21 protein-coding genes are annotated in these 18,201 nt (G+C 36.5%); 19 read left to right on the forward strand and 2 right to left on the reverse strand.

Annotated elements, in window-relative coordinates; genetic code table 11:
• Positions 1-32: 32 nt before the first annotated feature.
• The 9 genes from sdaAB (at position 33) to DFR56_RS02880 (ending at position 8,998) form a co-directional block, all read left to right on the forward strand.
• Positions 33-695, forward strand: a complete 663-nt coding sequence (gene sdaAB, locus DFR56_RS02840) for an L-serine ammonia-lyase, iron-sulfur-dependent subunit beta (RefSeq protein ID WP_110393886.1) — start codon at positions 33-35, stop codon at positions 693-695.
• A gap of 19 nt (positions 696-714) precedes the next feature.
• A complete protein-coding gene (gene sdaAA / locus DFR56_RS02845; RefSeq protein ID WP_110393958.1) occupies positions 715-1,584 on the forward strand; it encodes an L-serine ammonia-lyase, iron-sulfur-dependent, subunit alpha in 870 nt (289 codons plus the stop codon).
• Between the two features lie 431 nt (positions 1,585-2,015).
• On the forward strand, positions 2,016-3,398 hold the full coding sequence (gene rlmD / locus DFR56_RS02850) for a 23S rRNA (uracil(1939)-C(5))-methyltransferase RlmD (RefSeq protein ID WP_110393887.1): 1,383 nt from the start codon (positions 2,016-2,018) through the stop codon (positions 3,396-3,398).
• Positions 3,399-3,836: 438 nt separating this feature from the next.
• Positions 3,837-4,484, forward strand: a complete 648-nt coding sequence (locus tag DFR56_RS02855) for a TetR/AcrR family transcriptional regulator (protein WP_110393888.1) — start codon at positions 3,837-3,839, stop codon at positions 4,482-4,484.
• Positions 4,485-4,572: 88 nt separating this feature from the next.
• Entirely contained in the window at positions 4,573-5,421 is an 849-nt protein-coding gene (locus DFR56_RS02860; RefSeq protein WP_110393889.1) for an ABC transporter ATP-binding protein, read from the forward strand.
• Positions 5,414-6,184: an ABC transporter permease gene (locus DFR56_RS02865; RefSeq protein ID WP_110393890.1), complete on the forward strand. Its 771-nt coding sequence runs from the start codon at positions 5,414-5,416 to the stop codon at positions 6,182-6,184. Before DFR56_RS02860 ends, DFR56_RS02865 begins: the two co-directional genes overlap by 8 nt.
• A gap of 38 nt (positions 6,185-6,222) precedes the next feature.
• Complete coding sequence (locus DFR56_RS02870; protein WP_110393891.1) at positions 6,223-6,957, forward strand: ABC transporter ATP-binding protein; 735 nt, start codon at positions 6,223-6,225, stop codon at positions 6,955-6,957.
• Positions 6,950-7,675 carry an ABC transporter permease gene (locus DFR56_RS02875; RefSeq protein WP_110393892.1) on the forward strand — a complete coding sequence of 242 codons (726 nt, stop codon included), beginning with the start codon at positions 6,950-6,952 and terminating at the stop codon, positions 7,673-7,675. The genes DFR56_RS02870 and DFR56_RS02875 overlap by 8 nt, the downstream gene beginning before the upstream one ends.
• Before the next feature lie 651 nt (positions 7,676-8,326).
• Positions 8,327-8,998 carry a VOC family protein gene (locus tag DFR56_RS02880; RefSeq protein WP_110393893.1) on the forward strand — a complete coding sequence of 224 codons (672 nt, stop codon included), beginning with the start codon at positions 8,327-8,329 and terminating at the stop codon, positions 8,996-8,998.
• 328 nt (positions 8,999-9,326) lie between these two features.
• Here DFR56_RS02880 and DFR56_RS02885 read toward each other — a convergent pair whose 3' ends face one another.
• On the reverse strand, positions 9,327-9,704 hold the full coding sequence (locus DFR56_RS02885) for a hypothetical protein (protein ID WP_110393894.1): 378 nt from the start codon (positions 9,702-9,704) through the stop codon (positions 9,327-9,329).
• A 187-nt stretch (positions 9,705-9,891) separates the two neighbouring features.
• Entirely contained in the window at positions 9,892-10,197 is a 306-nt protein-coding gene (locus DFR56_RS02890) for a hypothetical protein (RefSeq protein ID WP_110393959.1), read from the reverse strand.
• A gap of 345 nt (positions 10,198-10,542) precedes the next feature.
• Here DFR56_RS02890 and DFR56_RS02895 point away from each other — a divergent pair, with 345 nt between their 5' ends.
• The 10 genes from DFR56_RS02895 (at position 10,543) to DFR56_RS02935 (ending at position 18,154) form a co-directional block, all read left to right on the forward strand.
• A complete protein-coding gene (locus DFR56_RS02895; protein WP_211320595.1) occupies positions 10,543-11,304 on the forward strand; it encodes an alpha/beta hydrolase in 762 nt (253 codons plus the stop codon).
• Positions 11,305-11,620: 316 nt separating this feature from the next.
• Entirely contained in the window at positions 11,621-12,565 is a 945-nt protein-coding gene (locus tag DFR56_RS02900) for an aminoglycoside phosphotransferase family protein (RefSeq protein ID WP_110393896.1), read from the forward strand.
• A gap of 146 nt (positions 12,566-12,711) precedes the next feature.
• Entirely contained in the window at positions 12,712-13,095 is a 384-nt protein-coding gene (locus DFR56_RS02905; protein ID WP_110393897.1) for a hotdog domain-containing protein, read from the forward strand.
• Positions 13,096-13,369: 274 nt separating this feature from the next.
• Positions 13,370-13,945: a histidine phosphatase family protein gene (locus tag DFR56_RS02910; RefSeq protein ID WP_110393898.1), complete on the forward strand. Its 576-nt coding sequence runs from the start codon at positions 13,370-13,372 to the stop codon at positions 13,943-13,945.
• An 80-nt stretch (positions 13,946-14,025) separates the two neighbouring features.
• Positions 14,026-14,202: a hypothetical protein gene (locus DFR56_RS23235; RefSeq protein ID WP_170124486.1), complete on the forward strand. Its 177-nt coding sequence runs from the start codon at positions 14,026-14,028 to the stop codon at positions 14,200-14,202.
• A 27-nt stretch (positions 14,203-14,229) separates the two neighbouring features.
• The gene (locus DFR56_RS02915) at positions 14,230-14,634 is read left to right on the forward strand and encodes an HIT family protein (protein ID WP_110393899.1); all 405 of its coding nucleotides are present in this window, start codon (positions 14,230-14,232) and stop codon (positions 14,632-14,634) included.
• A 65-nt stretch (positions 14,635-14,699) separates the two neighbouring features.
• Positions 14,700-15,155: a GNAT family N-acetyltransferase gene (locus tag DFR56_RS02920; protein WP_110393900.1), complete on the forward strand. Its 456-nt coding sequence runs from the start codon at positions 14,700-14,702 to the stop codon at positions 15,153-15,155.
• Between the two features lie 172 nt (positions 15,156-15,327).
• Entirely contained in the window at positions 15,328-15,804 is a 477-nt protein-coding gene (locus DFR56_RS02925) for an ASCH domain-containing protein (RefSeq protein ID WP_110393901.1), read from the forward strand.
• Positions 15,805-16,275: 471 nt separating this feature from the next.
• Positions 16,276-16,848, forward strand: coding sequence for a DUF4256 domain-containing protein (locus DFR56_RS02930; RefSeq protein WP_211320596.1), 573 nt, complete (start codon positions 16,276-16,278; stop codon positions 16,846-16,848).
• Positions 16,849-17,569: 721 nt separating this feature from the next.
• Positions 17,570-18,154, forward strand: coding sequence for a TetR/AcrR family transcriptional regulator (locus tag DFR56_RS02935; protein ID WP_110393902.1), 585 nt, complete (start codon positions 17,570-17,572; stop codon positions 18,152-18,154).
• The last annotated feature ends 47 nt before the right edge of the window (positions 18,155-18,201 follow it).

Consider the following 18,201-nt stretch of genomic DNA (forward strand, 5'->3'; position numbering starts at 1 on the left):
CAAAAGGAGTATTTTTTTGGAGGTGAAAATGGATGAAATTTAATTCTGTTTTTGACATTATTGGACCAGTAATGATCGGCCCATCCAGCTCTCACACAGCTGGAGCAGTTCGTATCGGAAAAATTGCCCGTGACTTTTTAGGTGAAGATTGTAGGTGGGCACGTATTCAATTATACGGATCTTTTGCTAAAACATATAAAGGGCATGGGACAGATGTTGCACTTGTTGGTGGTCTATTAGGCTTTGCAACAGATGATCGGAGAATGCGTCAGTCACTTGATCTTGCTCGAAATAAAGGGATAAAAATTGACTTTTTAGAAGATACGGCTGCAACCGACCATCCGAATACAGTTAGGATTAAAATAGGGAATGATCATGACGATGTCGAAGTTGTCGGTATTTCAATCGGTGGGGGAAAAGTACAAATTATCGAGTTAAACGGATTTTCGCTACGCCTCTCTGGCAACCATCCAGCCGTATTAATTATGCATAATGACCGAGCAGGAGCAATTGCTTCTGTAACGAAAATTTTAGCAAAACATCAGATAAACATCGGACATATGGAAGTAAACAGAAAAGATGTTGGCAAGGAAGCGTTAATGGTGATCGAAGTAGATCAAAATGTGAGTGATACAATTTTAACTGAGCTTGAAGAAGCTGACCACATTATACAAGTATCAAAAATAGTCACATAAGGAGGAGAAGTGTGTGTCGATGTTTCGAACAGTGACGGAATTAGTTGAAATAGCGGAGCAAGAAAAAATGCCAATTTCTGAAGTAATGATTCGGCAGGAAATGGAGATGAAAAATCGGTCGTATGAAGACATTTTTGCCCAGATGGAAAAGAATTTAACAGTTATGGAAGAAGCGGTTGAAGCCGGATTAAAAGGAGTCGAGTCTGTAACAGGATTAACTGGTGGTGATGCAGTTTTAGTGCAACAATATAGAAAAGAAAAAACACCATTATCAGGGAATATCCTATTGGATGCAGTCAGTAAAGCGATGGCAACAAACGAAGTTAACGCTGCAATGGGAGTTATTTGTGCAACCCCTACAGCCGGAAGTGCGGGCTGTGTTCCGGGCGTGTTATTTGCTGTTCAAGAGCAATTACACCCGACGAGAGAACAGATGATACGCTTTTTATTTACAGCGGGAGCATTCGGATTTGTCGTTGCAAACAATGCCTTTATTTCAGGGGCGGCAGGCGGATGTCAAGCAGAAGTCGGTTCCGCTGGTGCCATGGCTGCCGCCGCAGTCGTCGAGATGGCGGGAGGAACCCCACAGCAATCCGCTGAAGCATTTGCAATTACACTGAAAAACATGCTCGGACTCGTTTGTGACCCTGTAGCAGGACTTGTCGAAGTACCATGTGTAAAAAGGAATGCGGCTGGTTCATCATTAGCAATCGTCTCTGCTGATCTCGCACTTGCAGGTGTGAAAAGCCGCATACCATGTGATGAAGTAATCGGAGCAATGTACCGAATTGGAAAAACGATGCCTGTCCAACTCCGCGAAACGGGAGAAGGCGGACTTGCCGATACACCGACAGGGAGATTTTTACGAGATAAAATATTTGGTGGGTAAGTGGCAGTTTGGTTGGATCAACATTTTGGTTTTACTGTTGAAATCAGCAGAGGGTTTTGTACATTCGCCATATAAATGGGGAGATGCGCCATATTATGGTTGAGAATCGCCATATAACCACGGAAAATCGCCATATTATGGAGAAGAATCGCCATATAATCACGAAGATCCGCCATATAATTGCGGGGCAAGCTCCATTTAACCTTGCGATTAACCATACATTTGGTGGAAATGCGTCATAGGAACGACATATAACAGGACACATCCGCGATATTAACTTCAACATTCATGATCCTGACTCTGTGTAATATCATTCACGATAAATACGTTAGGCATTTCATATTGTTCTTTTACTTCCCATGAACCAAACTATGATAAGATATAGAATAGAAAAAAGCAAAATAGTAATTACAAAAGGAAGATTAATCCATATGGTAAAGCAAAAAGTCCCTGTGAAAAAGAATGAAACAGTGACACTTCTATTTGAAGACTTAACACATGAAGGCAATGGTGTCGGTAAAATTAGTGGATACCCCATTTTTGTACCACATGCCTTACCGGGTGAAGAAGCGAATGTAAAAATAGTGAAAGTAAATAAACGTTTCGGATACGGAAAACTTCTCGATATAAAAAAGGTGAGCCAAGAACGAGTTACACCACCATGTGATGTTTTTTACAAATGTGGCGGATGTCAGTTGCAACATATGAGTTATGATATGCAGCTTGAGATGAAACGAAATCAAGTTCGCAATGTCATGCGAAAAGTGGCCCACTTGGATCATGTGCCTGTCCATCCTGTTTTAGGAATGGAAGATCCGTGGCGCTATCGTAATAAAATTCAAATCCCCATTGGTGAAAAAGACGGAAAGCTAATAACTGGCTTTTATCAAGCACGAAGCCACAGAATTATTGATGATATGGATACCTGTCTCATTCAAAATGAACTTGGGGACCGGATGGTGGAGGCTGTAAGAAGGATTGCGACAGATTTAGGTATTGTGTCATATGATGAGAAAACACATCAAGGTGTATTACGCCATATTATCGTGCGCACTGCCTTTTGGACGAATGACACGATGATTATCCTTATTACACGAACGGAAAAGATCCCTCAACAGGCGGAATTAATTAAACAATTAACAGAGACATATCCGGCGATAAAATCGATTATTCATAACATCAATAAAGAAAAGACGAACGTCATTTTAGGAAAAAAGACGAGAACAATATATGGTGAAGACTATATTTTTGATACTATTGGTGACTTGAAGTTTAAAATCTCACCTCGCTCGTTTTATCAAGTGAATCCAACCCAGACGAAAGTGCTCTATGATAAGGCACTGGAATATGCCAATGTAGGTTCTGAAGATGTTGTCATTGATGCTTATTGCGGGATTGGTACCATTTCTCTATTTTTAGCGCAAAAGGCGAAAAAAGTCTACGGTGTTGAGATAGTTCCAGAAGCAATTCGTGACGCAAAAGAGAACGCACAACTAAACGGATTAACGAACGCAGAATTTGTTGTCGGGGAAGCGGAAAAAGTCATGCCTTGGTGGACAGCACAAGGGTTGCGCCCAGATGTTATCGTTGTAGATCCGCCACGAAAAGGGTGTGATGAAGCATTACTTCAAGCGATGGTTGATATGGCACCGAAGCGGATTGTGTATGTATCTTGTAATCCTTCCACTTTAGCCCGTGACTTGCGGATTTTGGAAGATGCTGGGTTTGAAACACAGGAAGTACAGCCAGTTGATATGTTTCCACAGACGGGGCATGTAGAGGCTATAGGGTTGCTATGTCGCCACACTATGTAGAAATCCTTAGTTTCAAGGCGTTTTACAAGCATTCTTACTTTGAGACAAATGGTGAAAATGGCAGATGAAAAGTGATGAAAAATCACATTAATGTTTCAGTAGGAATTGATCTGGTGTGAGGGAACATGTGAAGTTAAATATTCTATCTTAAATTGATGCGATACTTTTAGACGTTCAAATAAAATGAACGTCTATTTTTTGTGCAAAATTAGAAACTACAATTTGATACTTATTGGAATGGTTGTATAAAGATATTGTATATTAATATTTTGTTTGCTCAAGTGAAGAAAATAAAAAGGATAATTATATCAGCGCATTTCATCGCTTACAATTGTAGTGATACTATTTAGAAAAATCAATAATATAGCTTGACAAAAAATGGATTAATGATAGATAATATAATACATACGTATGTATTATATGCTCGGAGGTGATTATATGCCACTTCACGACCCCGACCAAAAAACAAAGCAGTATATATTGGAAACTGCTACACGCCTTTTTTCGGAAAAGGGATTTGAAAATGTGAAGGTTGAAGATGTTGTAAAGGAAGTTGGTGTAACCCGTGGGGCTTTTTACCACTATTTCAAATCCCGCGAAGAACTGATTTCTAGCGTTATGTATAAGTCTTTTAATGAGAGTAACCCGTTTATCCTTGCCCAAAAACAGGAAGGGCTTAATGCTCTTGAAAAACTTCGTTTTTTGTTTAAATTGGATCTCCGTCCCCGCTTGGATATGAGTGATAGTTTAAGAATTGAAATGAAAAAACTGGCAGATAATCCTGTTATCTTTAAGAACGAACTACTTACTCAAGTAAATGTGGTAGCGCCTTATATTGAAAAACTATTGCTCGAGGGAAATGAGGATGGATCAATTACTGTTAAATATCCAAAACAAGTGTCACAGATTATTTCCATGTTGATTGCTTCATGGTTAAGCCCTTTTGCATTTCCAGTGCCATATCAAGAGTTTGCCAATAAAGTTTCATTTTTTGAACAGTTGGGGAATGTATTGGGCGTACCTTTTATGGATAAGGAGATGAAAGAGATTTTTTTGGAAATAGGTAAACAGGAATTTAAAAGATAAAACTAGAACCTTAGATTTACTGCCTTTTAATTAGGCAGTAAAATTTGAGATATTTACATACATACGTATGTATAAAAAGGAGGAACTTATGATCAAAAAAATGATTGAAGTTTCGGGTTTGAAAAAATCTTTCAAGACAAACCATGTTTTGAAGGATGTCAGTTTCACCGTACACAAAGGTAATATCTTCGCCCTGCTCGGTTCGAATGGTGCGGGAAAAACAACCGTCGTAAAAATCCTTTCCACTTTGTTGAAGCCGGACAGCGGTAATGTTAGCATTGGCGGTTTTGATGTAGTATGTCAAGGGGACTATGTGCGTGGGTGTAGTAGCCTAACAGGGCAGTTTGTGGCAGTAGATGAAGTTTTAACGGGCAGAGAAAACTTATATCTTATCGGGCAACTCAAGCGTCTGACGGATGTTAAAAGTAAGGTAGACGAGTGGCTATCCTTTTTCGATTTGGAGGATGCGGCTGACCGAAAAGTATCTACCTATTCTGGTGGAATGCGCCGCAGACTAGATATAGCCATGAGCCTTATGGGCAACCCACAAGTGCTTTTCCTTGACGAACCCACCACAGGGCTAGATCCACAAAACCGTATTGCTATGTGGGATTTGGTAAAGAGTTTGGTAGCAGAAGGAACAACGGTGTTTCTTACTACGCAATATTTAGAAGAAGCGGAGTATCTTGCTGACAATATCGCTATTCTTCATGGCGGTAAGATACTTGCAGAAGGCACACCACAGTATCTCAAAGAGATTATACCGCAGCGAGGCGCACAGCTAAATTTCCAAAACGAAAGAAAAGCTGTAGAAGCGATGAAACTATTAAATGATAAGGGCATTACCGTTGATAGCATTGAGAAAAAGCTGCCCTCTATAGAAGAAGTATTTCTAACGTTAATTGATGAAAAAAAAGAGGACAGTAATCATGAATAAGCCAAAGACAAGTATATTTTTTGATTCGTGGATCATGTTCAAACGCTGTTTACTTATTTCTCTGCGAAATCCCGAAGCACTGTTAATGGCCACAATAACGCCATTCTTCCTAATGTTCTTGTTTGGGACTGTATTTGGGAATATCGCAGATGTAGGAGATCTTAACTACATTGATTTCATTGTGCCGGGAATTATTATGCAAAGTCTTGGTCAAGCCTCCCAACATTCAGCAATAAATGTTGCAACAGATATGACAAAGGGTATAATAGACCGCTTTCGTTCCATGTCTATTTCAAAATATGCCGTGCTTATAGGTCATACCGGTGCAGGGGGGGTGAGAAATACAATTTCAACCACTGTGATCATTGGCTCTGCATTCATTCTCGGTTTCAGACCACAGGGAGGCTTTGTGGATTGGCTTATTGTTGTAGGACTTCTTATGTTAGTAAACATTGCAATTTCATTGATTGCCGTACTGTGTGGGTTAATCTCAAAGACGCCGGAAGGCTCCAGCGGACTAATGTTTCCACTCTTTATTCTGCCTTTCCTCAGTTCCGGCTTCGCTCCCACTGATACCATGTCCAGCGGCATTAGGTGGTTTGCAGAAATACAACCCATGACGCCGATTATTAACAGTATTCGAGCCTTGATGCTCGATTTGCCTTTAGGCAACAGCTTATGGATAGCTTTGGCTTGGTCTGTGGGTATCATTATTGTAGCTTTCACTGCCTCAACACAGGTTTATAATCGTAAATTGTCATAGGAATATTAACTTCTTCATTACTAAAAGGAGGGAATCTAATGTCAACGGAGTGGGCAATTCGCACAAAAGGACTGTATAAATCATTTGGCAAAAATGAAGTGCTTTGTAACTGCTCTTTAGCCGTAGAACGAGGAACAATTTATGGCTTTTTGGGTATAAATGGAGCAGGAAAGACTACTATGTTTAAAATACTGACTGGTTTATTAATTCCTACAAAGGGGGAAGTACAAGTACTGGGGAAAGATGTTGTGACACAGAAAACTGATATATTAAAACATATTGGCAGTTTAATTGATATGCCTGTTTTTTATGAGCATTTATCCGCCAGAGAAAACCTAGAGATACATCTTGCCTATATGGATGTCGAACGTGCTGATATAGAAGAGACCTTATCCAAGGTCGGATTGCAGAGAACCGAAAATCAGCCCGTTTCAGAGTTTTCTCTTGGTATGAGGCAACGCTTAGCTATTGCTCGTGCTATGATTCATCAACCCCAATTGCTTATATTGGATGAACCCGTTAATGGGCTTGACCCTGTAGGGATCCGTGAAATGCGTGATTTATTCAAGAGTCTTGTAGAAAACCATAAAGTAACAATTTTATTTTCAAGTCATATTTTATCCGAAGTCGAACACATAGCGGAGAAGATTGGCGTTATTTCAAACGGTACGGTTGTACGGGAAATGACGCTCCATGAACTAAAAAAAGGCAGTTCTTTTAACCTTGAAGAATATTTCATTTCAATTGTGAAGGAGGGGAAAGATAATGCTTAAACTGATAAAACTTGAAATCAAACGTAACCGATTGAAAGGATATATAACTGCGGGGCTTGTTATTACGGTTACGTTGATAGGTCTTGTCTACTTATTTGCTGCAATTCCGTACCTTGACGCTTCGGATAAGGATGTACAAATATTTATGACATATAATGGCATATCTACACTGTCGTTAGTGGTTGCTACGGCTTGTTTTTCAATCCTGTCATCGGTGATGTATAACAGATTTATCATTGAGGAATATACCAGTAAAAAGGTCTTTTTACTTTTCTCGTACCCTGTTGAGAGAAACCGGGTATTATGGGTAAAAATAATAACTGTGTTTCTTTTTATAGTCATTTCCATGATATTTAGCGGTATGATTGTATTCTCAATATTTTTTATCACCGAATCGTTCTTTCCTCTCTGTCAAGATGTTTTAACACTGTCAACTATATTTGGAATAGTAGCATCCCTTGTAGCTTACTCCATTACATCGGCAGCATTGGCCGTCATTTCTTTATGGTTTGGATATTGGAAAAAATCCGCTTCCGTGACGATTGTATCTAGTGTAATTGTTTCAAGCATTTTTGGCAGTTTTTCTTCTGAAATTCTTTTATCGGGAGGAATAACCCATAATCTGATGATTCTTGTAGTAATTGCAGCAGGGAGTACATTAGTTGCTTTGGCTTTAATAACGAGGCTTTCCCAAAAGATCAACACTATGGAGGTTTAACGTTGGTATTTTGTCTATTAGCACAGTACTACATGAGGCTCCATTCGGGCATTATTATAGGTGTAGTCACAAATGGCGAGAGTGATAATCCTGTCCGCACCGTAGAGGATGGATTCGGTCTGGACTAAACTGTAGTCTATAGCGGTATTGTGCTTGTGTTGCCAAAGTCTATTACATAGGTTTCACTGATTAGCAACGTCATATAGAGAGCAAACTTCACAGCGATATTCATGCTCCGGATCGGCTTACTATCCTTATTGCCAATTATACGGGGAAAATGTCATGCTATAAATATCTGAAAATAATAAAAGCATTTATGCTAACATGAAGATTAAAGTTATCAGGAGTCAACAGGTAAGAACGTACCTTTTCTAATGTTCATTGGGGGATGTAGCTTTTCATACTTCCTCTTATGATGCAATTGTCATTAGATGATAAATGGATTCTTTCACTACTCGCTTGTGCATTAAATATCGGAATTACAATTGGACTATTCCGCATTGCCACAATGAAGTAGGATCCGTTTTCATTCTAAAGCAACTATAGCTTTGATTGGGGTCGCGCATTACCAAACTGGGATAAATGAAAATACGGGTGTAATAATTTGAGCGTGAACAGCATAATTTTACAAAAAGCATTGGAGGGAAAAGGATGGAAATTAAGCAAGTAATACTACAAACGAATAAAATGAATGAAACGAAGCGCTTTTATACGGACACGCTTGGCTTCTCATTAATTAAAGAAGAAGAGGAAATGTTTTGCGTAGCGATAGGATCAAGCGAAATGGTGTTTGCGAAAACAGACGAAAAAGTAAGTCCGTACTACCACTTTGCCTTTAATATTCAAAGCAATAAATTTGATGAAGCAAAGTCATGGATTAAAGAAAGAGTAAACTTAAATACAGAAGATGGGAAAGATGAAGCGGATTTTTCGTTTCTTCAAGCACATTCACTCTATTTTTATGACCCTTCTGGTAATATCGTAGAATTTATCTCAAGACATGCGATATCTGAAGCGGGTGACAAGCTATTTTCATCTAAGAGTGTCTTAAACATTGGTGAAATAAGTCTTACGGTTCCTGATGTACAATATGTTGGGCAACAATTGATTGATATAGGAATTAATGAACGTAATAATAGACCATTGAGTACTACTTCTCTAAATTTCATGGGAGATAAAACGACTGGAGCATTTATATTATTGGTACAACCAGGTCGAAGGTGGATATTTTCTGATAAAATTTCTGCTGTGTTTCCTGTTGAAATTATACTGGCAAGTGGCGAGCGGATCACTTTAAATGAACAAGGATTCAACATAAATTAAGTATTTCACACGGAATTTAGTGTAGCAAACGTGATCAAATAAATAAAGCGGAATTCATCGATATGATAATCTTTGGATCTCAGCATGGGAAATGTTGAAAGTTTGGATAAAAAAGGGATTAAATGTATAGAATAAATCGTGCATTTACATAAGGACAAAAAATTTTAGTGGAAATGAGTGTATTCGCTGTAATCAATACGATTGTATACTATCATTGGTACATGGTGATATAATGGTATAAAAAAATTCTGGATTTTAGATGAAAGGGAATTATCGAAAGGTTTGTGATTTATGTATAAGTATACGTTATGCTTTCACATAATTGTTATTATTCTAATATACTTTTTAACTCTTTAGTTTGCTTTTTAGTAAGAGTAAAGTAACTATCTGAGCCATCGTTATATAAAATTGAACTACCATCATCTTGGTACCAGACATATAATCTTATTTCGGCAATCCCTTCTTTGGGTATGTCAAGTGAAAAAAAGATTTTTGGTTCTTTATCCAGATCTTCCGGTTTTTCTATCTCCTTAACTTTGTCAATGACCTTCCTTAAGGCTTCGATTGATTCTGAATCCTTCATTTCATTATGAAATTTTACTCCTTCAGTTCCATTATCACCAAAAGGAGTGCCTACCCTAATCACTTCGTCTACTGAACAGCCCGTAAACATTATCAATATAAGTAAAATTGGTAATACCTTCAACCCACTTTTTCATTTAAATCACCTCTTTTGTTCCAAGGTTCCCCTGTAATGGTTGATTTCTATACGTATGTACAAATCGCTTCATTAGGTTAAGTATACCATTTCTTGGTGTCTCTATTTCCTTATTTGGAAAACCACAAAAAATCCTTCTTCAAAAGTTTATCCAATAAACTTAAATCACCTTTAATTATTCATAATTTTCTCCTTTTTTGCTATAAATTTCATAAGCAAAATATCCAAATAATAAACCTATTCCAGCACCCAAACTAATTGTAAATAGTGAGGAAATTGGGAAAAATATGCTAAAAAGTATAGCAACAGCACAACCAATCATCATTCCAAGTGGTATTAGACTATCTAATAAATTTTGAGCACCTTTTGATTTTTTCTTACCCAAGGTACCTTTCTTATATTTATGTTTCATTCTAAAAACTACAAATACTGCAATCCCACACACTATTATAAGAGGTAGTAAAATACGGGCAATTTCCAAAGCTAATCCCAATTAGAACCCTCCCTTTTTCACTTTTTAATTGATCCTATTTAACATAGTTTATTCATTAAATGACCGTTTGATGAAAACTTATGTTTTATCTATCCTAACATAAATTTTAGTAGCTTCAAAAATCTTAATACCTTATCTAACACTAGTGTTGCATTAATTAATTCCTATAATTCTAATAATATTTAATTGATTATATTGCAAGGGGTCTTAGCACTCGCCAAGTTATAGGATTATCTATGTAGAGTACCTTTCATAATTAGCGATATCTTGTATACTATTAATATATTCTGTAAGTTTATTGTGATCAATTCTAAAAGAATGGAGCGGATGTCTATGCTTCGTAATTTTTCTCAAACATTTCAACACCCAATCTCTGATATTCCATATAAAGTAACGGTGTCGATTCCAGATGAAAAAGTGCCTTCGGAAGGTTTCCCGGTATTGTATGTGCTGGATGGAAATGCTTATGGCACCATGTTTAAGGAAATAGTAAAGCTACAGTGGCGCCGCCCAGAGAAAACAAAGGTTTCCCCAACGGTCATTGTAAGTATTGGGTACGATTTTAACGAAGTTTTCCCACCCTTGCGTGTATATGACTTTACGCCTTTTTCATCTACTACATCGCTACCACCAAGACCAGATGGGACTTCATGGCCAGCACATGGCGGAGCGGAAGGGTTTCTGCAATTTTTAGAAAAAGTAGTTCAACCATACGTTTACGAAAAGGCTCCTGTTCATGCGGATAACCAAATATTATTTGGCCATTCGTTGGGAGGATTATTTGTTTTGTATACATTATTTGAGTGTCCTAGTTTATTTAACAACTATATCAGTTGCAGTCCATCCATCTGGTGGAATGAGTGTCAAATTTTGACCTATGAACAAAAAGGTTGTCTTTCACCTAACAGAAAACTGTTCATAGCTGCGGAAAATGCAAAAAAAATGAACATGCATGATCATGCATTTGCTCTTTTTGAGAGATTAAAAATAAGTAATCCAGATTGTATTGCTTTTCGTTCACCAGCAGGGGAAAATCATATGTCTATCGTTCCCACGATATTGAGCGAAGCACTTCGTTTTATGTATAGTAACTAAATAGAAGACAGAGAGCACAATAGAGAGGATTGCAATCATTCGTTCTTTGTTAGAGCGCATAAATAGCAGGTATATGGTTGTTGGAATTATTCTGGCATTACATCGTTGATAATTTACATATACAATATTTTAATAGGATGTTAAACAGATGGAAATTATCAAGTTGTAGATTGCCCGCCTTGCAGTGATGATAAATTTATTTTATTGGAGATATGAAGGAATTACATCAATGTTTCAGTAGTTATCTGCCTAAATTGTGGGAACACAAGAGAATTTTTTTGAAATTTTAAGCTGTAGAATTTATCGGAGGTTCCTTATGGATAAGATGAAAAAAATTGTGAAAGAAAATTATCATGTAGATATAGAAAACATTGTTAAACAAAAAGGAGGATGGGCATCACTAGCTTATAAAGTATTTGATAGAAATCAAAGCTACTTCTTGAAGGTATATGAAAAAAGAAGAGCGTCTACTCCAAATTTGACTGCTCTTATAGATAAATATGTTCCCATAATGGTATGGATCTTGAATAATACTCGTTTAAAAGGAAAAATTTCTGTTCCATTTATAACTAGAGATGGGGGATATAAGTGTGAGGATGAAGATGGAATTTATCTACTTTATGACTATATTGACGGAGAAACCATTGGAAATCGAGATTTAAGGGGAGATCAAGTTCACCAACTTGCGGAAATCATTACAGAGCTTCATTTGTATGGGGAAGAAATTCCTATTGAAACGGCTACTATAAAAGAGGATTTTTATGTTCCTTTTTTACAAGCATTACGAGACATATTGAACAAGAAAATGAACAATTTTCCAAGCGATGTAAGAGAGTTGATCAATCCCCATGTTAACCAAATCAATGATTTGATTCATACAATCGAAAAGTTATCCGTACGCTTAAAAAATAGTGAAGTAAGAATGGTTTTATGCCATACAGATTTGCACTATTGGAATCTAATGGAATCTGGAAAACAACTGATGTTGATAGACTGGGAAGGGTTGAAATTAGCACCTGTTGAAGCCGACTTAATGTTTTTAGTTGACAAGCCATACTTTAATCAATTTATCAACATCTATCAGAAAACCCATAGCAATTTTTCCATTAACCCTGATGCTTTACAGTTTTATCTAGGTCGGCGCAAATTAGAAGATTTATGGGAGTTTCTTGAACAACTTTTGTTTGACGAACAAAATGAGCAAGAAAGGATTATGACAATGAACTATTTGAAAGAAACGTTATCAACCATTGGTCAGTGATTTCTAACATATTCATAGCATTATATAATCCTGCAATAATATACTATATTCATTGTTGATTTAACCCATTTAAAAAGAACCTTTAAAAGGGATATATGGAGCAACAGCAATTGAATATTTGTCACTTTAAAAAGGAGAAATAAGAATTGTCTTTAAAAACAGGAGATATTATTGTATTTGAACGAACTTTCACAGTAGAAGATGTTGAATTGTTTACTAAAATTTCAGGAGATGAAGGGATTCATCATCTAACTCCAGATGAACAGGGAAGGCTTGTCGTTCAAGGGTTATTAACGGCAACTCTCCCAACAAAAGTAGGTGGAGATAATAACGTGCTAGCCCGTACGATGAATTTTGAGTTTTTAAGACCTGTATTTACGGGGGATACGATAATTTGTGAAGTTAAAATTGAAAAATACGAAAAACAAGAAAATAAAAATAATAGAATAGCAATAATAGCATCTTTTTTATGTAAAAATCAGCATGAAAAAGATGTATTAAAAGGGGATTTTTCAGGTGTAATCCTTTAAATTTTTAAAAACTACTTCAACTAGGACACGATATTTATTCACCCAGTTGTGAAATAATTACAAAGCTATTCCAGAGGTTATTTTCCTTTTGTGAAGATTTAAAATGGTTTTAGGATAAGTCATTTTTAACGAATTAATCGGTTTAATCAGAGATTACAGAGAAGGATTAGAAAGAATTAGATACGATATCAAAACTAAGCTTGATAAACAGCTGTAGTAGATTTTGCAGAGCTGTTTTGCATCCTCAAACAGATTTGGAGTGAGGGGAGAAGTATTGACAACCATAGGTTTTATAAGACATGGAATTACTGAGTGGAATGAACTGAAGAAGGCACAAGGTAGATCTGATATTCCGTTAAATGAAGTAGGTAGAAAACAAGCTTTGGAACTTGGCCATAGGCTTTCACATCAAGATTGGGATATGATTATCACAAGTGATTTATCAAGAGCCAGTGAAACTGCAGAAATTATTGGCACTCTAATAGATATACCTATTAGTTCTTTTGATGATAGAATTCGTGAGATAGACTGTGGAGAAATTGAAGGAACAACGGAGGAAGAAAGGCTAATCAAATGGGGAAGGAATTGGCGTGATTTGGATCTTGGAATGGAAAGGTTTGAAGATGTAGCAAAAAGAGGAATTAAATTTATAGAAGAAATAGTACATTTACATAAGGACAAAAGGATTTTAGTGGTAAGCCATGGTGCTTTGATTGGTCTTACCTTACAACGTTTGTTACCTGAAAGGTTTCCAACTACCTATATTGATAATACGGCTATAACAATTCTTCATAATATAAAAGGAGTATGGGACTGTAAACTTTATAATTGTACAAACCATTTAAGGTAGTCTTGTTTTCTTGCTAGGAAGTGATGGATGTTTTAATAGGAATTTCTTTGGAATTCAATAATTTTGTAAGGAGAAAGAAAATGAAAGATAGATTGTTGTTAGTAGTATTATTCTTTGTTTTAGGCTCTGCAATAGTAAGTAGTCTTGGTTCGCTTAGTTACACTCTTAAGTCAATTTTTTATGGTGTCGCTATGACAGCTTTAGTCGTTATTGGCTTAGTAAGTTTCTTAAAATATTTGCGAGATGTTAGAGATTAGGTTGTGTTAGTAGAGGAGGAGTTGATAGTGAAGGATTGTATATTTTGTAATCTTGAATTAGAACCAAATCAAAATATCATTTTAAGTAACGATCACTGTATGTTTTTACAGTTAGAGCAAGCTCAAATAAAAGGTAATCAACTTGAAGGTGCGGGGCTAATCATACCAATCCTACATAGAGAAACAGCATTTGATTTAACGCTCGAAGAATGGAATGCAACATATACACTTCTTCAAGATGTGAAAAAATACTTAGATGAGAAATATAAACCTCAAGGATATAACCTTGGATGGAATTGTGGTGAAATAGGGGGACAACATATATTTCACTCTCATTTTCATGTATTACCGAGATATGAAGATGAACCACTTGCTGGTAAAGGTATTAGATATATGTTTAAAGGTGCAGAGATTAAAAGAAAGAATTATTAAGCTAACGCGGCATATACTCTATTCTTTCGTTAACGGGTGCAAGTATTAAAAAGGAGGAGTTTATTGTGTATCAATATTATAATGGCTTAGTAATTAGAGAAGGCACTGAGGGAGTTCCGGCCGACTATGTTGAGGCTCTTTTTGAAGACGCTGGATGGGCGAAAAATACTCCAGCTTGGCAGAAAGAAAAGTTTTCCTTAATATTTAAGAACTCAACTTGGGCGTTTACTGTTTGGGATCATAACAATATGATTGGTATGGTTAGGGTTATCTCAGATAAAATAATGGTAGCTAACGTGATGGATTTGGTTGTTTTATCGGAATATCGTGGAAAAGGAATAGGAAAAAAGCTTGTAGAACTTTGTGTTCAAAAGCTCCCGCACGGAGATTGGTTTGCTCATACCTCTACTGACAATTTTAATTTCTATGAAAGGTGTGGGTTCGAAGTAAAAGATCGATCTAAAAATGGCACCTGTGCGTATTACGGGTATATACAAGCACGTAAAGATGGGCATAGATAAATTCATTTACTACTTTACGATGTGATTGTGAAATAAAACAGTTCCTCCTTTGCTAAAGACGTTGATCTTTACCATGAATCATTCAAACGCTCAAGAATGAAACGCATTTGGAATAAAGTTATTCATCACTGAATTTTATCGAAATATGATGTGATAGGAGTTAGATAGGGAAATGGAAAAACAAAAACATTCAGAGGAAAAAGTTGATATATTTTGGAAAACATTTTTAAAGGAAACTGGCAGACCTAAAACAACAAAATATTTAGAAGTCTTTCATTTTGAATTAACTGAAAAGTGGGCCAATGAATTATTACGATTAGTACTCATTGGACAAAAGAAAGCAACAGCAAGTAGTTTATGGAGTTATGGACTTGAAGATGAGCATATGCCTGAGATTGGTGATTTTAGTATTGTTACTGATTGGGAAGGTGTACCACGGTGTGTTATTCAAACAATCGCGATAACAATTCTTCCGTTTTCAGATATTACATATGATATTTGTAAACGTGAGGGAGAGGACGACACATTGGAATCCTGGCGTGATGGTCATATTCGTTTCTTTAAGGAAGAAGGGAAGGCACTTGGTTATGAGTTTAGAAATGATATGCCAGTGGTTTTTGAAGACTTTGAGGTAGTATACCAAATTTGAACTACCTCCACTACTAGAAGTGGGGATTTCTACGAACACCCGATTAACGTTTAGTTATCTAAGTAGGATCTACCTGTAGTTTCTACGGTAAAAGCAGAATTCGAACGTTTTAGCGTCCTGCTTGGTTTTCGTTTTTACATTAGACGTGGCGATTAGAATGTTGAAGGTTTTTATAAAGCGGACTCATTTTTTACTGGAACCAAAATTGATTTAAGCGAGCCGTTGAAGAAAATAATGAAAAAGAGACATGGACAGAAGAAAAGGTGAGAGAAGTGATTGATGTATTTTATCATTTCCTATTCTTTTTACCTCCAAATTGTTAAAGGGGAGATTCACTTTCTTAAGAGCTAGATTGTGAAGAAATGGATTTACTTAATCGGATAATCTGTTGTAAACTGAATTACATAAGATGATAACTATTTATATTCTATTTAGACCATGATAAATAAAACAATAAGGGAGAAAATAAATATGGCAAATGAAAATAATAATAAGGCACTGGCACAAGAGCAATGTGAAGAATTACTAGGAGCATTGAAAGCCCGTTTTGAAAAAAATATGCACCGCCATGAAGGGCTTGAATGGGCTAGAGTCCAAGAAAAACTAGAAGCTAATACTGAAAAATTGTGGTCGCTCAGTGAAATGGAAAGAACTGGCGGTGAACCGGATGTTGTCGGTTATGTTAAAGAGAAGGACGAATACATTTTTTATGATTGTTCTACGGAAAGTCCTAAAGGGCGTAGAAGCGTTTGTTACGATCGGGAAGCACTGGAGTCAAGAAAAAAACACAAACCAGAAAATAGTGCTATTGATATGGCAACTTCCATGGGCATTGAACTTTTAACGGAAGACCAATATCAGGAGCTGCAGAAGCTTGAAAATTTCGATATGAAAACATCGAGCTGGGTGCAAACACCTGCAAATATTCGAAAACTCGGTGGAGCCATCTTTTGTGATCGGCGCTATGACACTGTCTTTGTGTACCATAATGGAGCAGAATCCTACTATGCTGCCAGGGGTTTCCGTGGCTCACTAACGGTTTAAATTTTGCATAGACAACTAAATTGTATTTCTGAATGGATTTACCGTAAAGCTGTAATTTTTGGCGCGTCTATATAGGAACGCGCCATTTATATTTAAGTGGATCATCGTTTTATAAAGTGAAAAAATCTACTACAAGGACACAATTATCCTTGATTTGTACCTTTTCAATCTGGTTGTAAGTAACCCTATTTTCTTTCCATTTAAAGGACTAAGATGAATCTGTAATTTCATCGATACATTTAAAAAACTATGAATCCCCATATGCTTCAACTGCAATTGAGACACCTTTCCATTTGCAGCTGCTTTTGGATGATGAAGTGCGCTTTCAATTCCATCATTGACAAAAACAAACGTTGTACCCCCTGCTTTATTAGTTTTCTATTTTTTTATGTGCGAATACAAAAACCGGCATATGGAAAGTAGCATGATCTCCCCAAATAATTCACTTCACTATTAAACATTCTTTTTCCCATGATAATAGCCCCTAACAGTGTGTAGGTGTATCACCATCTCAATTCCATCAAAACATAGGAAGTTTTCCCTCTGGAAAAAGTCCATTTCAGTAAACTGAGATGTTCAGTAGAGAAAAAATTTCACGCAAGAATAGTATGCGCACATTTTAATTCTGAAAATAGACTTTACAAACATTAGTATGATGTATATAATCAGTTATATAACATTGGTTATATAACGTGTGTTTTATAAGGGGGGAGACTGTACAATGGCACCACGAACGAAATTTTCTAAGGAACAAATTATCGATTCAGCTTTTTTTATTGCCAAATCAGAAGGGATCGATCGGATTACCATCAGAAAAGTAGCTGCCCATCTGGGTAGTTCTAGTGCACCTATTTATGTGAATTTTAATGATGTAGAAGAGCTCAAACAAGCAGTTATAAATAAAATAGTTGAGCTAAGTCAACGGATGATCAAGGAACAAAATACAGGAAACCCATTTGCAGATATAGGGATCGCTAGTCTTAAAATGGCAACGGAATATCCTGTTTTGATACGAGATTTTGTTTTGAAACCAAATGAATATTTGAAAGAGTATGACCAAGAAATGGGTGGGAATTTTACCGAACTCATGAAACAAGATCCTGAACTTAAAGGTTTTACGGATGATGAATTGATGACCATCTTATTAAAAATGAGGATTTTCCAAACAGGACTCACCCTTATGGTAGCCAATGGGTTGCTTCCTAAGGAATTTGATTTAGATAAAATGCTTGAATTGTCAGATAGTGTTGCTGGAGATATCGTCTTAGGAACTCGTTCGAGAAAAGAAGAAAGAAAAAGAAACTAGTCATTTTTTTATAAATAGGAGGAATTACTATGGTGACGTTAGGGAAG

It is taken from the genome of Pseudogracilibacillus auburnensis, assembly GCF_003201975.1.
Classification (GTDB): domain Bacteria; phylum Bacillota; class Bacilli; order Bacillales; family Amphibacillaceae; genus Pseudogracilibacillus; species Pseudogracilibacillus auburnensis.

Excerpts from the sequence above, each read along its gene's own strand:
- rlmD (WP_110393887.1), top strand. The coding sequence starts at position 2,016 with ATGGTAAAGCAAAAAGTCCCTGTGAAAAAGAATGAAACAGTGACACTT.
- DFR56_RS02935 (WP_110393902.1), top strand. The coding sequence starts at position 17,570 with ATGGCACCACGAACGAAATTTTCTAAGGAACAAATTATCGATTCAGCT.
- DFR56_RS02880 (WP_110393893.1), top strand. The coding sequence starts at position 8,327 with ATGGAAATTAAGCAAGTAATACTACAAACGAATAAAATGAATGAAACG.
- DFR56_RS02930 (WP_211320596.1), top strand. The coding sequence starts at position 16,276 with ATGGCAAATGAAAATAATAATAAGGCACTGGCACAAGAGCAATGTGAA.
- DFR56_RS02860 (WP_110393889.1), top strand. The coding sequence starts at position 4,573 with ATGATCAAAAAAATGATTGAAGTTTCGGGTTTGAAAAAATCTTTCAAG.
- sdaAA (WP_110393958.1), top strand. The coding sequence starts at position 715 with ATGTTTCGAACAGTGACGGAATTAGTTGAAATAGCGGAGCAAGAAAAA.
- DFR56_RS02895 (WP_211320595.1), top strand. The coding sequence starts at position 10,543 with ATGCTTCGTAATTTTTCTCAAACATTTCAACACCCAATCTCTGATATT.
- DFR56_RS02855 (WP_110393888.1), top strand. The coding sequence starts at position 3,837 with ATGCCACTTCACGACCCCGACCAAAAAACAAAGCAGTATATATTGGAA.
- DFR56_RS02900 (WP_110393896.1), top strand. The coding sequence starts at position 11,621 with ATGGATAAGATGAAAAAAATTGTGAAAGAAAATTATCATGTAGATATA.
- DFR56_RS23235 (WP_170124486.1), top strand. The coding sequence starts at position 14,026 with ATGAAAGATAGATTGTTGTTAGTAGTATTATTCTTTGTTTTAGGCTCT.
- DFR56_RS02870 (WP_110393891.1), top strand. The coding sequence starts at position 6,223 with ATGTCAACGGAGTGGGCAATTCGCACAAAAGGACTGTATAAATCATTT.
- sdaAB (WP_110393886.1), top strand. The coding sequence starts at position 33 with ATGAAATTTAATTCTGTTTTTGACATTATTGGACCAGTAATGATCGGC.
- DFR56_RS02875 (WP_110393892.1), top strand. The coding sequence starts at position 6,950 with ATGCTTAAACTGATAAAACTTGAAATCAAACGTAACCGATTGAAAGGA.
- DFR56_RS02865 (WP_110393890.1), top strand. The coding sequence starts at position 5,414 with ATGAATAAGCCAAAGACAAGTATATTTTTTGATTCGTGGATCATGTTC.
- DFR56_RS02925 (WP_110393901.1), top strand. The coding sequence starts at position 15,328 with ATGGAAAAACAAAAACATTCAGAGGAAAAAGTTGATATATTTTGGAAA.